The sequence below is a fragment of the Streptomyces sp. NPDC019531 genome (assembly GCF_044903305.1).
Classification (GTDB): domain Bacteria; phylum Actinomycetota; class Actinomycetes; order Streptomycetales; family Streptomycetaceae; genus Streptomyces.
Window position 1 is genome coordinate 18,832 of sequence record NZ_JBJDQL010000022.1, and the last position, 16,283, is coordinate 35,114.

Sequence of the window (16,283 nt, forward strand, 5' to 3'; positions counted from 1 at the left end):
AGTCATCTCGTGCGCCACTGAGGGGGTTAGACATGGCTGGATCAGATCTGAGCAGCTCACAGTTTCCGCTGCCGCCGACGGAGGTACTGCTCGCCGCCTCCGTCGCTCGCCGGTTCTATTTGGACAATCAGTCCAAGGTGCAGATCTCCAAGGAGTTCGACATCAGCCGGTTCAAGGTCGCCCGCCTTCTGGAGACGGCCGTGGCTCATGGCATCGTCGAGATCAACATCACGGTCCCGGCTGATATCGACATCGAGCTCTCCACGGCGATGCGTCGGCGATTCGGACTCAAGCACGCGATCGTGGTCGAGGCGACAGCCGACGACCCGGAAGGCCCGGAACCGGTCACCGACTGGCTGGCCCCGACCGCGGCCCAGCTGATCGCGAACATGGTGGAGCCGGACGACGTGCTCGGGCTGGCATGGGGCTGCGCCGTGGGCTCCGTGGCTCAGGCATTCACCAAGCTGCCGCCGTGCACCGTCGTCCAGTTGACCGGGGTCCACCCACTGGAGGCCATCACCGCCGACTCCGTCGAGGCGGTCCACCGGGCCGCGGCCGTCTCCGGAGGCAAGGGCTACCCCATTTATGCGCCACTGGTCCTGCCCAACAAGCTCACCGCCGACATCCTCCGCTGTCAGCCGGGCATCGCTGAATCCCTCGCCCAGTTCGACCGGGTCACCAAAGCGGTCATGGCCATCGGCGCCTGGCGGAGCACCCTCTCCACCGTCTTCGACAGTCTGACCGTGGACGAACGCGAACAGTACCGATCGCTCGGCGTCGTCGCCGAGATGGGGGCTCTGCTGTTCGACAAGGACGGCAGGACGATCTCCACCGAACTCAACGACCGTGTCATCTCCGTCGGAAGCGCACAGCTCAGCCGCATTCCCGAGGTGATCGGCGTTGCAGGAGGGATTCAGAAGGCCGAGGCGATCGGCGCCGTCCTCAGGTCCGGCCTGCTGACGAGCATCGTCACGGACAGTTCGGCGGCGCTCCACATCCTGGGCGGCTCTCTCTGCGGCGAGCCACCCAGGGAACGCGACCTCGGTCCGCGGTTGCGGACGGACACGGCGGAGGTCGCCCAGGACACCTCTCACATCGGGCTCGCGGAGCCTGCCTCGGATGAGGCGGCGGGCCGACGGCGGATGAACGAGCTGCTCCCGGGCGCGAGAGTGACTCGTGGCACACAACATCATCATCTCGCCGGCCACCACCCCGCCCGTTGGTCCCCTGGCGACCTCCGCCAGCGTGGCTCCCGGCCCAAAGCGGCGCCCCCGACAACAAGATCAGGACGACGTGTTGATGATCTGCAGGCCCTCGGTGAGGCAATTGCAGCCAGGACCATGGGAAGCGAGGAATCGCCTCCGTACACCAGGAAGGAACGAGATGTCCCGGGAGCCTGACATCATCATCGGAGATGTTCTTGAGGTCGGTGTCGCGGCTGTTAGCCGCCGACCTGACTCGCAGCTCGAGGAAGCACTGCTGGCGCAGGGTTTCCGGCGCTTGCCGGACAGATGGGTCTACTCCGCCAGCGTCGACCCGAACCGCGATGTGACCGAACAAGTCCGATCCGCGGTGGCTCGGCTTCGGGAAGCAGGCTTCACAGTGTCGGCCGACTGCACGCTTGACCCGGCAGGAACACCGTGAGGCGGTTCACGCCCACGGAACCGCGGAAAGCTCGGGCGAGAATAGCCGGGGGAAGGTGTTCTCGGTGGCAGGCTCTCGTGTGCGGGGTCGAATCTGGCCTGGTCGGACCGGATGACGACTCAAGGTTCGGTCACAACTGCTGGGTTTGTAAGCCGGTTTTGGCGCAGATGACCACGACGGGGTGACCGGTGTGACGATCTGTGGGTATGTCCGGTGGGATGTGCGTCACGTTCTCGGTACGCTCCGGGAGGCCGGGTGTTGGCGTCAGCAGTCGCGGCCCTGTGCAACCAGCGAAATGGTTCGGGGCCTCCCCGTCGCCTCTGGCCACGCCCATACGGCCAGGTCGTGAGGGACTTCCGCCCGCCTGGGACGTGGCGCATACGGGACATGCGTCGCCGACCGGGACGCGGAAGCGGAGGGCCGATGCGCCCAAGGCCGTTGGAGGCACGTGCCGCTGAGTCAGGACTCGCTCACTCCTGCTCACTGTCAGGAACGGTATGGCCGGTGGCCGCAGAAGGTCATGGGGCAAGGTCGGCACATGCTTCTGCGCGGGCCAGGATTTGCGCCATGGACCGCAGTGCGTAGAACAGACGCGATTTGACCGTCCCCTGCGGTATGCCGAGTTCGGTGGCGACTTCTTCCAGCGAGTGGCCCATCAGGTAGACCCGTTGGACGATGTCTCTCTGTTGCGGTTTGAGCTTGCGCAAAACCTGCTGCACGGTCACAGCGCTCAGAACACATCCGGAGATATCCCTACTCGTCCTCACATGACGGGGATCGGCAGGATTGAAGGCGATCTCCTTCGGTCGGCACTGTCGGCGCCGACGGAAGTCGGTGAGCAGGTTCTTGGCGACGGTGATCAGCCACGGCCGCTCGAATTCGGGGTGGGCGGACAGTTTTTCGGCATTGGACCAGGCCCGTAGCATCGTCTCCTGCACGATGTCCTCTGCCATCTGGAGGTCGCCGTCGACGCGGGACAAGAGCAGGGTCGTGAGGCTGCGGCCGTTCTCCGCGTACAGTCGTTCGATGAGGGCTGTCCGCTGCTGAGGGGTGAGCGGCGGAGCCTGTCCTTCGGCCTCGTCCGGCGTCCCTGGGTCCATCGCGGAGGTGTGCGTGCTGCGGGTCGCGGGCGCAGCCGTTCGGTACGGCGGCGAGACCGGATCATCGCAGCCGCGCTCAGGGGTTTGCAGCGCCCAGCGTCCGGGTGCCGACGGGGAAGGGGTGTGCTGAGGAATGTCGATGGTGCACGCGGTCGGCGGAAGGGGTGCGGCGGGCGCTGACGCGGTGGGTGCTGACATGGGTTTCTCGCTTTCCTTGGTGGTGGGCACAGGAGATGAGCTGCGTCTGCATGGGCCGGGGGGAGGCGCTGCGATCGGGACTCATCCGTTGCCGCCCGAGCGCGCCTGACACACGGTTGATGTCGGTGCATTGCGTCGAGGCGTCTGCTGATCGCTGAGGGGAGTCCGTCAGCTCGCCGAGGGGCCGGCGGCCGAAGAAGCCGACCGGCGAACTCCCTGAACACACCCGTTCCCGCATCCCACGCGACCGAGGCCGGTGTGGCGATCTGAGTGCCTGGCAGTGCCGGGCTGCTGAACATGGCTGATCGGTGTGGGCTTCCCGAAATACCGGCTGGCCTGTATCCGGGTTCGCTCTCGGGGGCGTGGCCGCTGGGCCTGGCCCACTGGCCACCGGCCGCATTCCGCTGCTCGCGGGCTCCACGGCGAGGGCACTGTCCGTTCCTCCCCGTATTTACCTGCGGTCTGGGCAGCCCCGGCCTGCTCGGCCGCGCTCATCCGGACCGGCCGCATGAACCGCTCCAGTGCGAGCGCTGCCTGGGCGCCAGGCTCCACAGCGACGAGTAGAGGGAAGCCACCTCCCGGACGCAGTCAGCACGAACCCGCACCCTTCCTTCGTTCCTGAGGGTCGAACGCCCATTGGCGACCGCCGAGTCCCCTCAGAAGAGAGAGGGAATGGCGTCGGCGGCTCAGGGTGCCGGTTGGCGACGATCGGCTGCGCATATGAGTGCTCACCTCAATGAGCTGTCCGGCACCCCACACCGACTTCCCGTGACTTGAGCCACACTTGATCTCGATGGCCCTTGCAGAAGCGTTTCTTCTGCCCGGCTCGACGGCTGAACTCGCCCACGGACACCGGGGTCGTCGCCAACGGCGACGACGACGCTCTTCAGTAACTTGCCGAAGCCGCCCCTGAAGGTCTTCGGGTGGACGTCGGTGTAGGGGGTGGCCCCCTCCCACCTCCTGCTCCGCGGCGCCCGCTTCGGTCCCGTCCGGGCCGAGGGCCGCGGTTTGTACTCGCCGCTCAGGACACAGGTGATGCCGGGCTTGGCCTTCGCCCTGATCAGGACGTGGCCGGCCTGGGACTTTGTTGCCTCGCTCCGGACAATGCCGTTGGTGGCGCAGCCCCGGCCGTAGCCCAGCTTGTCGACGACTCTGTCGACGCCCGTGCCGGAAGAACTCGCGGCCTCGTCGCCGGAGAACACCATGGAGCCGCTGTATGCCTTGTCGCTGCGGTCGGTGCCCTTGCCAAGGTCTTCACCGTCGCTGACGACCTGGCAGCCCGGCCCTCGGTGGGTATCCGAGGACGGAGTTCCTGTGGGGATCTGCTCGGCGGGGGTCGGAGCGGGGGCATCGCCCATGTCGTCGTTGTGGCAGGCCGTGGGGGAAACCCGCGCCTCCACGACCGAGGCGGCGGCGACGGCGGTACGGAGAAGGATGTGGGACATGCCAGGTGGCTTTCCGTCCTGGTGATAGTCGTGGGACGCCCGACGAATGCGAGCAGGAGCACCGTGTCAGGCTGCTTGCACGTGGGACAACGATCTGAGTAACAATCGGGACGCTGGAACGCTGGGACCGGTGCTGACCAGGGGAAACACCCTTCCCCTGGGACGCGTCCGCGGGACGCGGAAGGGACGCCTGCTATGCGAGGGATACTCAAGATCTGTGGATGGTCAATGCCGACAGGACCACCGAGACCACAGCGCGAGGTCCATGACGTACTCCTGATCGATGGAAGGGGAGAGATTTCCCTTGCCTTATCGATGCGTTCGTCAGGCATGTGCCGCCTGTCCGTGGGTGTTTCCAGCAAGGAATGACCGGCAGCCGAGCACGGCCCTGCCGTCACCCCATCAAGGGCTGGAGAGCAACGACACCCACAAACGCATGCCGGACGAGCACGACTGGTCCCCGGACGCCCCCCGCGTGCTCGCCGTCCATACCGACGGGGGTGTCCACTGCATCTACGGATTCGACGTCACCCTCGGCGAACTACAGGCCGTCGAGCAACCCCATGACGTCTACTTCGAACCCGACGCTGCAGCCGCGCACCTGAACATCTGGGCCTCCCACTACGGCAACGACCGGGAGATCCGCCTGCTGCGCCAGCGCTTCGACCTGCCACTCCACATCCTGCCCGTGGAGCCGCTGGCGGGACTGGAGCACCAACCCTGGGCCAAGATGGTCGATCCGGTCGGCCACAGACTTCTACGTAGTCGCAAGGAAGCGTTCTGCCTGCAGGTCCGACTGGCCGCGGCCGACCCGATCCTCTCACTATGCAGTGCGGGCGCGCGGTGTGCCCAACTCCGCGACCGGGAGCATCGGCCGTCCTGTCCGATCCGAGACAGTCGGGTGAACGCTACCCCGCGTCGTTGCTCAGAGGGTGCTCAAATCCGCGTAACGATCGTGTCATCCGGATGGAGTGATCTGTTTACCAATAATACATTTTGCCCAATATTTTGCGGCCGATGTATCACCTTCCTCCCGTTTGACCACTGTGGCGACCGTGATACTTCTTCACCGTCGCCTGGGCGGACACCACCCTTGTCCTCTCAGAGCGTTCAACCGACAGACCGTCGGTCTGCGTTCCATGAATGTCCGGGGAAATGGGACCCCGATCCGTCGCCCTCCGAGGCGAGGTTCGGAATGGAGCAGGAAGGCTCACCACACGTGACCGCAAAACGGGTCAGCGAAAAGCAAGGCGCCGACGCGGCGGCAGGAACCACGCCTGAAGAGGGCTACGAGCGCGGACTCGGCAGCCGCCAGATACAGATGATTGCCATCGGTGGCGCGATCGGCGTCGGCCTCTTCCTGGGGGCAGGCGCGAACATCGAGAAGGCGGGGCCGAGCCTCATCCTGATGTACGCACTCGCCGGCGTCATCGTTTACTTCATCATGCGGGCACTCGGCGAACTGCTCCTGTACCGCCCGGTGTCAGGTTCCTTCGCGGAGTACGCCCGGGAGTTCCTCGGCCCGTTCTGGGGCTTCGTCACCGGATGGACGTACTGGCTGCTGTGGGTCGTCACCGGCATGGCCGAGCTCACCGCCGCCGCGATCTACATCAACTACTGGTTCCCGGCCATTCCCCGGTGGGTGACGGCGCTCGCATTCCTGATCCTGCTCTATGTCGCGAACCTCATCTCGGTAAAGATCTTCGGCGAGATCGAGTTCTGGTTCTCGATGGTCAAGGTCACCGCCCTCATCGGCATGATCGTGATCGGCCTCGGAGTCGTCACCTTCGGATTCAGCGCGGCCGGGGACACCGCCACCGCAGCCAACCTCTGGGCCCATGACGGCTTCTTCCCCAAGGGCGTCGGTTCCTCCCTGATGACCCTGCAGGGAGTCATGTTCGCCTACCTCGCAGTAGAACTCATCGGTGTCACCGCCGGCGAGTCCGAGAACCCTGAGAAGACCCTCCCCAAGGCCATCAACACCCTGCCGTTCCGGATCATCCTTTTCTACGTCGGTTCACTCAGCGTCATCCTGATGGTCGTCAAGTGGACCGAGTTCGAGCCAGGCGTCAGCCCGTTCGTGGCGGCCTTCGCCAAGATCGGCCTCCCGGCGGGTGCGGCAATCGTCAACTTCGTGGTGCTGACGGCAGCCCTGTCCTCCTGCAACTCCGGCATGTACTCCACCGGCCGCATGCTGCGCGACCTGGCGTCCAACGCCGAGGCCCCGAGGATGCTCGGCAAGCTGAGCTCGACCAAGACCCCGGCCGTCGCCATCACCGTCTCCGCAGCCCTCATGGGCATCGGCGTGATCCTCAACTATCTGGTCCCGGAGAAGGCTTTCACCTACGTCACCTCCGTGGCTACGGCGGCCGGGATCTGGACCTGGATGATGATCCTCGTCAGCCACATCCTGTACCGCCGCGAAGTGGCCGCGGGCCGAGTCCCGGCGTCTTCCTTCCCAGCACCCGGCGGATCGGCCTGTAGCTGGGTTGCGTTCACGTTCCTGCTCATGGTGACCGTCCTCATCTCGATGGACCCGGATGGCCGGATCTCGCTCTACGTCGGCGCGGGATGGGCGGTCTGCCTGTCCATCGGCTGGGCGGTTCTGAAGCGACGCCAACCACAGGCCGCGGAGCGGGCGACGGAAGATGACCAGGACCCGCTTTCCCGCGCGAGCGGCGAGCGCGTGTAAGCGATGGGCACGCCCCGGCTGACGAGCTGGGGCGTGCCCAGTCCGCCCCGACACTGCGCTCGCCAGTCCGCTCGGACCCGCGCCATACGGGTTCCGTACGCCTCCACCGCCGTCATCGAGACTCATGCCGACCCCCGCTTCTAGTCTCTGTAACCAGCGAGGCCCACCAGGCAGGGTTCCCCGCGAGCGTCAACGCGCCCCAGTCGGCCAGCTGGCCATGGCCGACCGCCTCACCACTCCGGCCGGGCGGGCCCAGTGCCACCACCGCAGTGCTCGCCCTGGGCGAACCGGGATTCGCCCAGCTCCTCCAACGGTTCGTCCGCCCCCTCAACTACCGCGGCCACCAGGCCGTAGATGTCGAGATCAAGCTCCTCGGCACGGTCCACAACCTCTTGCGCTCGTGGTACGCCCGCGATGCGGGACACGATCGCGGGCTGGCCATGGCGAGAAGTAAAGGGGTAAAGGGCCCGCAGGAGGCCACAGTGGTAGCGGCGTGGCCGGCGCATGTTGCCTCTGACGCGGCGGAGTCGCGCGGTACCGGCGACAGGCCGCCGAACGCGGCCAGCCGGTCGGCGGTGCCGAAGGCTTCCATATCGCCGCAGTGGCCCCGAGCATGGCGGCCATGCCGGGGAGGCTGCGGATCGCCTCGGCATGCAGGTGCTCGTGAAACCGGGCCTCGATGAGGGTTTCGAGCTCGGTGATCTCCTCTTCCAGAGCCATCACCCACCCCCATTCGCGAAGTGGGCCACCACCGAGGGAGCCAGCTTCTCGCCGGGCAGCGCCGGTTGTCCCCAACGGCCCACACCCCGGACAGGGCATCGCGCTTGGACACACCGATGGCGGTGATCGCTGGGAAGAGCGAGGCGAACGCGTCCCATGGTCCGTTCCCGGCCGCAGCCGGCCCGTGACGCGCGAGGCCAGGTGCTGCACCGACCCCCGCGGCCGCACGGCCATGAACTCATCGACCGCCACGGCGCCGGGCCGGCAGACGGCTTCATCTCCTCCCAGGCGAGGCGTACGGAGACGGCGTGTTCGTGGATCTCCGTCGGGTCCGTGAGCAGCTCTGCGCGCCGCCGTTCGTCCTCCACCAGGTCGGTGCCCAGCGCACTGACCTGGCGAGCGGCTGTGTGCTGACGTGTCCGACCGCTCCGACCTCCAGCACAGTCTCGGGGCTGAACCGGTCGCCCCCCACTGCCGAACGATCGCCGGATACGTCTTGCCCCACGCGTCGGCGCACTCGGCGAACGGCTCCTTGAGGGCGGCCTCCTCGGTCGGTGCGGTGAGATGGGCTTGCGGAGCGGTGAGGATGTGTTCTCAAGTGCTTGGCACCCTCGCCTCAGTAAACCGACAGCGGCTCACCACCTACCTTGTGGCCGTACCTTACGTATTACGGCCCCTTTTGCCACCTGTCGCTTGCGCCCAGCGGATAGATGTAGGACGACCGCCCCGGGGTGGCACTCGTCCGGAACGGCTTGCCGTTGTCGTCGATCCGCTCCGTCCCGTACTGCTTTCCGCCGGTCCACTCCAGCTCCAGGTACCAGCTCACGTCGTGCGCCTCAGCAGACGCGTGCACGTAGAAGACCTCCGGGTCGGACTCGCTGACCTTGAAGGGGAAGTCCCGCTGCCCGAACTGGGGGGAGGCATCGGGCCGCCCGGAGTCGAGGTTCACGGCGAAGGACTTCGTGGACACGCCGCCACCGCAGCCGACGCCCATTCGGTAATCGTTCCAGGTGAGTGGTGGACCCTTCCTCACGATGTGGACGCGGAGGGCTTTCAGGACGACGGGCACCTTCCCGGGATTCTGCACAGTCAGCGCGAGCAACTGGTCGCCGCCCGACACCGCGTCGAGCGCCCTGACCCATCCGGGGGCGTTCTGCTCGGCAGGCGGCGGGGGCACTTGCGCGGGCTGCCAACTCACCAAGTAGTGCTGGCTGCACGTGGAGTTCCACTTGTACGGGTTGGTGGCGACGGTTGGTCCGGTGGCCTCGAGAGGCGACGTGTCCGACGTGGGCACGAGCACGACAAACGCCACCGATCCGGCGGCCGCGGCGACAGCACCGGCGATCGCGACAGTACGCCGATGCGGCCGACGCCCACGACGAGGCTCGGCTTCCTCCTTCGCTCCGGTCACCCCCAGCCCTGCCTGGGAATCGGGCACGGCGTCCTGCTGCGGCACGGCATTCGCACTTGGCCCGAACGCCACTCCAGTCGCGGCAGAGGCTTCCGCCTCACGCGTGGTCCCCGGCTCCGGCGTGGGCTTTGGGCCCGGTTCGGCCGCCCTCTCCTTTCGCTGCCGCAGCACATCCGCGCAAACCCACAGCCGATGCAGCTCGATGAGTTCTTCCGGAGTTGCCTTGCACAGCCGCGCGAACCGCTCCACGCATGCGTAATCCGTCGGTACGACGTCCCCGATGACGTACCGGTGCAGCGTGGATCCGCTCAGATGCAGCTCCTTTCCCAGCACGCCATAGCTCAGTCCGGATCGCTCTTTGAGCTGCCACAGCCGTGCCGCGAAATCGTCCTCCGCCACCGTTCCACCCTCTCGCGCATCCCGCCCCGCGTTCCAGAGGGCGGCGTTTTCGAAGGTCAGCGACCTTCAAATCAATCAAGCGTTCCGTACCACCCGGCAGGAGCGGCAGACGGGCTGGATTTTCGCACAGGTTGTGGTCATCCAAACACACCGCAGTGGAATCGGCCGACGGCCTGCCGTCGGCGTCCGTCGGTATCCACGGCACACTCCCCTGAAGCTCCCCCGTGATCTTGGACACTCGATGCCTTACGCTGCGAGGGTGTGTCCTTGCTCGTGGCGTTGGCGGGTCTCGAGCGGGGTGAGGTATCCCCAGACCGGATGCCTGCGCAGTCGCTCGCGGTTATACAAGGTCTCGATGAAGGCGAAGATCTCCGCGCGGGCACTGGCCCGGTCCGGCCATTGCCGGGTGCCGATCTCCTCCTTCAGTACGGCGAAGACCGATTCGGCGGCGGCGTTGTCGAAGCATGAGCCGGTGCGGCCCATGCTCTGCCGCAGTCCCAACCGGCCTATTTCACATCGGAGTTCCTCCGAGGTGTATTCGCTGCCGCGGTCTGAGTGCACGATGCATCCGGGCTGGAGCTGCCCGCGTCCGGCGGCCACCTTCAGCGCGTCCACGACCAGGGAGGCCCGGTGGTGGTCGGCCGGCGAACGACAAGCCCGTGTCCGTCTCTTGACCGGCGGTGACAAGATCAAGACCCCCCGCATGCGCCAGGACTACTTCTCCTTCACCCCAACCCACCACCTGTGGCTCCTGGGCAACCATCACCCCGAGGTCTCCACTGGTGGTTTCGCGTTCTGGCGCCGTATCCGCCTGCTCCCTTTCGAGCGCGTCGTTCCCGACGACCGGAAGATCGACAACCTCGCTGTCGAACTTGTCCGCGACGAGGGCCCAGGCATCCTCAACTGGCTCATCGAAGGTGCCCGCAGGTACCTAGCCACCCGAGACTCCCTCACCGGCCCCGACCGCGTTCGCATGGCCACCAGCGCATACGCCGACACCGAAGACCACATCGGCCGCTTCCTCGCCGAGTGTTGCACCCGTGGCACGGAAACCCACCCAGACCTCCGCGTCGAACAGGGCCGCCTCTACGCCGCCTACAGCACCTGGTGCACAGCTGGTGAAGACATCCGGCCCGCGACAGCCCGCGTCTTCGCCACTCGGGTCCGCCAGGAAGTCGGCCTCGCCTCACCCTCCGACATGATCAAATCCAACGGCCGCAAGTTCTACCCCGCCCTCGCCCTGGTAGCCGAGTAGATGACACCCACCCTCCCACACGCGCACGCAACACCGCTCCACGATGAAGACGCGAACCGGTACAGGGCGGGTAGCCCCGCCGAAACGCGGCCAGGTAAACAAGTCAGGCGCCGAGCCAACCAGAGCCGGCGCAGGCGTACACAGGAGGGAATGCGCCCATGAGCTCGCTACTCACCGAAAGCGATCTCACTGGAGAAGCCCGCGTCGTGTGGTTGGAAGACCTCGACCACCTCGACTACGTCCGCCAAGCTCTCGACAAAACACATCGCCGCATCAACAAACCCCGCTACGCCCGCGACGGACGCATGATCGGCTACACCGAACTCGACAAGACGGTCCATGCCGACCCCGACAGCGGCCTCTACCGGCGCCGCGTCTTCTTCCTTCTACCGCGCGACCGTGACACCGATCCCGAAGGCGTCTACCACCAAGGTGCCCCCGGCGAAGCCGTCGACCCACGGACCATCGAGCCGAGGAAAGTCGGGGAGAAGACACCGCGCTCGCAGCAGTGCACCGCCGCCATAATCTCCGCTAGTTCATAGTCCTGCCCGATGCCAGACTGCGGGCGAAACCTCGTCTCTCGGATCGGGACCTGACGTCCCGTCTCCATATTGAGGGCAGGGTCAACGCGGGTGGTCGCGACCGGCGCTGTCGTCGCCGACACCGGGATGACCGAAGGAGATGACCCTGTAGCAGCGCGACCGCGAGGACCGCCCGGACGCAACCGGTCGTCGCAACACCGGGGCCCTGAGTCGAGGAACTTCCAGGTACGCGGAGAGCATCCGGTAGGGGCAGCCTGGAGGGTCGGCCGCGGCATGTCCCAGCCATCCACGGCACCGCCGTTTGTTGAGGGCAAGCACATCCTTCGCGAGCGTGTGGACCATCTCGACGGTCGGCATCCCTCCGGGCAGGCTGGTGTGCTGGCGCTCGGCGGCCCGCACGGTTGTCTCGACGAACCGGTCGTCACAGGTGACCTTGCTGTTACGCGGTCTCCAGCCGTATGGCGCAGGGCGGCTGGCGGCTGGTAGCCGTCAGCAAGACGATCAGGCCAGTGAGGTCGAGGCCAGAGCGCGTCCCAAGCTCGGGAAGATGTCACCGAGTTGAGTGGGGAGGCGGGTAATGGCGAAATTTTGGTTCTGTGAAGTGAACCTGCCTGTCCGCGCCACCGTTGAAGCAGATGCCGGAACAGTCCTTCCCCGGGCACCGGCACCCCTCAGCCCGGCGGCTCGACACAATCGGCCGTCGGGCTGACCCGCATCCGGCTTGCCGTACCAAGATCGCCCCTGAGGCAGGAGTGAGCCTTCCCCTTGATCGTGGACACCTGGAGACTGGGACATGAGGTTCCAGAGGAAGTAGTGCCAGGTGGGACGTCTCGCTTGTGGAGATGGCTGATGCCGTCGGTGCTCGGTCTGCTGGAGGCCCGGGAGAAGGAAGTCCGGGAATAGACCGCACGGTTACAGGGGGAGACGAGCGGGTGCGGGCCGCGCTCGGTGAGGCGGAACGCGCGCTTCAGCTTCTGGTGGTTGCGCGTGCATTGGTGGCCGAGGTGCTGGCCGAGACGCCGTCCGCGGTCGCGGAGCTTGTGTGGAGCGCGGGTGCGGGTCCTCGGTGCCGCACCGGACCAGCAGGCGCCAAGTTGTCCGCTGCCGAGTTCTCCGCACCTTGGTACCGCCCCAAAGGAGGCCCCGTGTCGCTGCTAGGTCCACCCTTCACTTTGTCGCAGCCCCCGCCGAAATCCCTGTATAAGCGCGTGCAGTTGATCAACGCAGCGATCGATGGGGGCCATTACATGCTCGCGGCCCGAGAGGCCGATCGGCTCATCTGGCGCGTCATGGCGGAGTGTGGCATCAATCATGAACACGTACTGTGCCTACGACAAGTAGGTGCCTATGCTCACTTCCTCGGCGGCCGCCATGGGCGCGCGGCGCGCGAATGCCTCGAACTTGCCCGCGCCTGGGCGCTCAAAGGCAACTACGCACAGGCCACGGACGACCTGCTCCGTGCTGCGTCAGCCTGGCTGCTCATGCCCGACTCCGAAGACGCCAGGCAGCTTGGCTATGTCCTACTGGAAGAGTGGGATCGGACGCCCTCGCCCACCCGGACCACCACTCGGCTCATGCTTCGCCACAGAGCACAGATCGGACACCGCATGTCCGCCCTTACGGGCTGACCCGCGATTGGTTTTGAGGCATATATGGTCTGGAGGTTCGGCTGGCGGGTGATTCCGCAGGCCGTCGCGCGGACGAGAACCAGTTCGGTGCTCGGCTTGCGGCGGGTAGGCCTTCGGGCGGTGCGGTCGGAGACGAGTCCGGCGATGGCACGGTGCGTTTCGCTGAAAGTCTCCCGGCGTCCGCTGTACCGCTGGAACGGACGCGACGCGGTCCTCGCCGCCGGCGTGCTCGACATAGATCCGGGCCGAGGACTGGCGACGCTTCATCTCGCGCCAGCCATACTTCTTGGTCAGCGAGGCGTCGTTCCCGTCCAGGCCCTTCGGCTTCTTCGGCGGGTCCGACACCTGCTCGGGGAACTCGTTGGCCAGGCCCAGGTAGCCGTCGTCGACTTTCACGGTGGGGTGCTGGCGGAACTGCTCGGCGATGCCCTCGGTATACGCATCGCGGTCTGATCACGCATCCGGTCCGGCCTGACGACGCCGGAGAACAGAGTGCGGCTCTGGCCGTCGCTGATCGTGGTGGCCTTGATGGTGTTCTGCTTGCGCTTGCCGGACACGAACGCCCGCCGTCCAGACCTGCCCGCCTCCGGAAGGCGGACCTGGGTCTCCATCCCGTCGATCCGCAAGGGTGACGCTCTCGGCCTCGGCGTAGGCGAACACGTCTACCAGCGTGCTCAGCCGGAGACCGGGCCTCTCCGGGACAGCGCAGACACGCTCGGCGGGCAGTGGACGGAATCGGCGATCGCGCGGCCGATCGTGGAGGAGCCCACCTCGCAGATCACGGCCGAGTGCGGCGTGGGTGAGCCCAATCCAGATGCCCCAGCGTGGCCAGCAGCCGATCGACGAAGACCGGTTCATACTCCGGCCCGGCCCCTGCCTCCTGGCGTCGGGCGCCCACACGCCGGTGGTGACGCCCCGGACTCGCACCGCGCCTCCCAACGCGTGGTGAGCTCGGCCACGAGAGCACCCTGGTGTTCCTCCGACAGACCGTGGAAAGCAGAATGAGACATGGCCGTGCAGGCCTGACGGAGCATCACACCAAGACAAGTCGCGCGGCCTTCGCCACGTCCCCGCCTGTGTACCAAGATCAATTGCGGGGCAGACCGCTTGCGCCTCTATCACCTGCCTGCACGTCTGGCCCGCCAGTTCCGCCGCCGCTACTTGCGCATCGAGCGGACTTGGCCCTCTTATCGGCGTTCACCACCAGATGGAGGCGGCTCACGCAGCTTCCGGCCGTCACCTGACGGCCGGCATCGCCCCGACGAGGATCAGGAACGAGGGCCTCCACAGTCTCCGGGCCCGTGGAACCCGGCGCAGCCGCGGCGTTACGCGAAGGTCAGTCCTGCACCGGTCAAGGACATTACGGGCGAATCACCGGATCGATCAGCGATCGAACCCTACTGACGAGTCGAGGCCAACCCGGCGTAGCGAGGAACCCCGCCCGGGCGGGTAGGAGTCACCGACACGTGAATGCGTGGGTGGCTGGTTTGAGTTACATTGCACGTTCTGCGGTCATTTTCTTCGCGCGTTCATGCGCATGGATGTAGAACTCAAGTTCGAGTTGGGCCTGCAGATCCATCCGAACCGCGAAGGGGGCGAGCTTCATGGCCTTGGCTATTCGAAGTTCGTCCCACCCTCGGCGGTGCAGGCCCATGACTACCGCCGGCCGGTACTGCGGGTCGACTTTGGCGATGTGGCCCGCCGCAACTCTCTCGATCAACTGCCGATAGATCTTTGGCATGTCAGTTACTCGGGAGCTCAGGCGCTTCCGCTCGCGCGGAGTGAATCCAGCCCAGATCCCCTCCTCTGCATCGAATCGGATCGCATCCGTCAGGCAGTTGAGCCGAACGGGACAGGCGAAGCACACTCTCTTAGTTTCCGTCACTTGTGAGTCGACGGCAGGACCGAGGCCATCGAGAAAGAACAGGGACGGATCCGACCCGGCGCAGAGGGGCTCGGCCCGCTCTGCAGTTGCGGCGCCTGTAGACGCTGGGCCACGCACGCCGCTGGTCGGGACACTATTCATGTAGTCGTGTGTCATCAGGTCACCTCATCGTGGAAGGGGCGGCAGTCGGATGTCTGACACGGTCGCAAAGACACGAGCAGTGTGTTAGGCCGTACAAAGGGTGGTCGCCCATTACCCCGTACGCATCGGGGTCTGGAACGGTTCACGAGACCTTTGGCCCTCGGAGCCGCTGTGCGCAGTGGGGCTGTGCGCCTGACAGGCCGTTGTTAATCAAGTTGCCTGTACCGCTGGTGGGACCTGCGGCCACCGCCTGATCTGTCTCTACACACACTGATGATCACCCGTGTGTCCCTCCCTTCGTAGCGTGGAGCCCCTGATCGCAGGGGAAGTTGGGTTTCATGGGGTCCAAGCAACGCGCGTACGACGCGGAGTTCCGTGAGGGTGCTGTATGCATCGTGATCGAGACCGGGAATGGCTAGGGCGGTTGTCAGCGGGCTCTGGCAGCGATCACGGGGAGCCATCACGGTCCGTGAGGGGGCTGTTCGATTCCGGACTGTGAGCCGGGGTACGCCCCGCCGTGATTCGCCGGATGTGACGCTCCGTCATGTCTCAGCGGGGCGGGCTGAACCGTCCCGTCGGCGTCGACGTGCAGGACATGAACGACGACGAAATCGCCTGGCAGGACGTGCTGTTCCAGGGTTTCGAGGTACTGGTCACCACGGCGGTGCACGGCGCGTGCGTGATGGTGGTGCGGCTGAGCGGCCGAGGCGACGCGGGCTCGTGTCCGGCCTGTGGCCGGGCGTCGACTCGTGTGCATGACCGCTACGAGCGTCGTTTGCAGGATCTTCCGCTGGCCGGGCACGCGGTAGGGATCTTGCTCTCGGTGAGGCGCTTCCTGTGCGCTGACGGCGCCTGTCCGAAGCGCACATTTGCCGAGCAGATACCAGGGCTGACCAGCGCGTACGCCCGCGTCACGGATCGACTGGGCGCGTCGCTGGACCGGATCGCGCTCGCGTTGGCCGGCCGTGCCGGGGCGCGGATGGCCAACGCCATGGGCCTGACGGCGGGGCGGATGGGGCTGTGGAACCGGATCCGGGCGATGCCCGACCCGGTCTATGACACCCCGCGCGTACTCGGTGTCGACGATTTCGCCACCAAACACGGCCACTCGTACGCCACCGTGATCACAGACGCTGAACGGCACCGACCCATCGAAGTGCTGCCGGGGCGCGAGGCGGCGCCGCTGACCGCCTGGCTGACGGCTCACCCGGGGTGGAGGTGAT

12 protein-coding genes and 2 pseudogenes are annotated in these 16,283 nt (G+C 66.2%); 6 read left to right on the forward strand and 8 right to left on the reverse strand.

The annotated features are described in order from the left end of the window. Positions 1 to 32 precede the first annotated feature (32 nt). Positions 33 to 1,400 carry a sugar-binding transcriptional regulator gene (locus tag ACI2L1_RS24275; RefSeq protein ID WP_404741450.1) on the forward strand — a complete coding sequence of 456 codons (1,368 nt, stop codon included), beginning with the start codon at positions 33 to 35 and terminating at the stop codon, positions 1,398 to 1,400. Positions 1,401 to 2,162: 762 nt separating this feature from the next. Here the strand turns inward: ACI2L1_RS24275 and ACI2L1_RS24280 are convergent. Beyond that, entirely contained in the window at positions 2,163 to 2,972 is an 810-nt protein-coding gene (locus tag ACI2L1_RS24280; protein WP_404741451.1) for a sigma-70 family RNA polymerase sigma factor, read from the reverse strand. A gap of 698 nt (positions 2,973 to 3,670) precedes the next feature. Further along, positions 3,671 to 4,387 carry a hypothetical protein gene (locus ACI2L1_RS24285; RefSeq protein ID WP_404741452.1) on the reverse strand — a complete coding sequence of 239 codons (717 nt, stop codon included), beginning with the start codon at positions 4,385 to 4,387 and terminating at the stop codon, positions 3,671 to 3,673. Positions 4,388 to 5,606: 1,219 nt separating this feature from the next. Here ACI2L1_RS24285 and ACI2L1_RS24290 point away from each other — a divergent pair. Beyond that, positions 5,607 to 7,079: an amino acid permease gene (locus ACI2L1_RS24290; protein WP_404741549.1), complete on the forward strand. Its 1,473-nt coding sequence runs from the start codon at positions 5,607 to 5,609 to the stop codon at positions 7,077 to 7,079. 230 nt (positions 7,080 to 7,309) lie between these two features. Here ACI2L1_RS24290 and ACI2L1_RS24295 read toward each other — a convergent pair whose 3' ends face one another. From ACI2L1_RS24295 to ACI2L1_RS24310, 4 genes and pseudogenes are all read right to left on the reverse strand, one after another. Beyond that, positions 7,310 to 7,504, reverse strand: a complete 195-nt coding sequence (locus ACI2L1_RS24295; protein WP_404741555.1) for a hypothetical protein — start codon at positions 7,502 to 7,504, stop codon at positions 7,310 to 7,312. A 377-nt stretch (positions 7,505 to 7,881) separates the two neighbouring features. Beyond that, positions 7,882 to 8,295: pseudogene (locus ACI2L1_RS24300) on the reverse strand (chorismate-binding protein); the annotation flags it as partial. 171 nt (positions 8,296 to 8,466) lie between these two features. After that, a complete protein-coding gene (locus ACI2L1_RS24305) occupies positions 8,467 to 9,609 on the reverse strand; it encodes a helix-turn-helix domain-containing protein (protein WP_404741453.1) in 1,143 nt (380 codons plus the stop codon). 246 nt (positions 9,610 to 9,855) lie between these two features. After that, a complete protein-coding gene (locus ACI2L1_RS24310) occupies positions 9,856 to 10,314 on the reverse strand; it encodes a DDE-type integrase/transposase/recombinase (protein WP_404741454.1) in 459 nt (152 codons plus the stop codon). Here ACI2L1_RS24310 and ACI2L1_RS24315 point away from each other — a divergent pair. The 3 genes and pseudogenes from ACI2L1_RS24315 to ACI2L1_RS24325 all read left to right on the forward strand — a co-directional run. Beyond that, positions 10,262 to 10,864: pseudogene (locus tag ACI2L1_RS24315) on the forward strand (phage/plasmid primase, P4 family); the annotation flags it as partial. The gene ACI2L1_RS24310 and the pseudogene ACI2L1_RS24315 overlap by 53 nt on opposite strands. Positions 10,865 to 11,022: 158 nt before the next feature. Next, entirely contained in the window at positions 11,023 to 11,406 is a 384-nt protein-coding gene (locus ACI2L1_RS24320; protein WP_404741455.1) for a DUF6009 family protein, read from the forward strand. Positions 11,407 to 12,614: 1,208 nt separating this feature from the next. Continuing rightward, on the forward strand, positions 12,615 to 13,034 hold the full coding sequence (locus ACI2L1_RS24325; RefSeq protein ID WP_404741456.1) for a hypothetical protein: 420 nt from the start codon (positions 12,615 to 12,617) through the stop codon (positions 13,032 to 13,034). Between the two features lie 392 nt (positions 13,035 to 13,426). On the opposite strand, the gene ACI2L1_RS24330 is transcribed toward ACI2L1_RS24325, so the two are convergent. Both ACI2L1_RS24330 and ACI2L1_RS24335 read right to left on the reverse strand, forming a co-directional pair. Then, entirely contained in the window at positions 13,427 to 13,645 is a 219-nt protein-coding gene (locus ACI2L1_RS24330; RefSeq protein ID WP_404741457.1) for a hypothetical protein, read from the reverse strand. Between the two features lie 881 nt (positions 13,646 to 14,526). Then, positions 14,527 to 15,075: a WhiB family transcriptional regulator gene (locus ACI2L1_RS24335; protein WP_404741458.1), complete on the reverse strand. Its 549-nt coding sequence runs from the start codon at positions 15,073 to 15,075 to the stop codon at positions 14,527 to 14,529. Between the two features lie 580 nt (positions 15,076 to 15,655). On the opposite strand from ACI2L1_RS24335, the gene ACI2L1_RS24340 reads away from it, so the two are divergent. Continuing rightward, positions 15,656 to 16,282: a transposase family protein gene (locus ACI2L1_RS24340; protein WP_404741459.1), complete on the forward strand. Its 627-nt coding sequence runs from the start codon at positions 15,656 to 15,658 to the stop codon at positions 16,280 to 16,282. Position 16,283 lies beyond the last annotated feature (1 nt).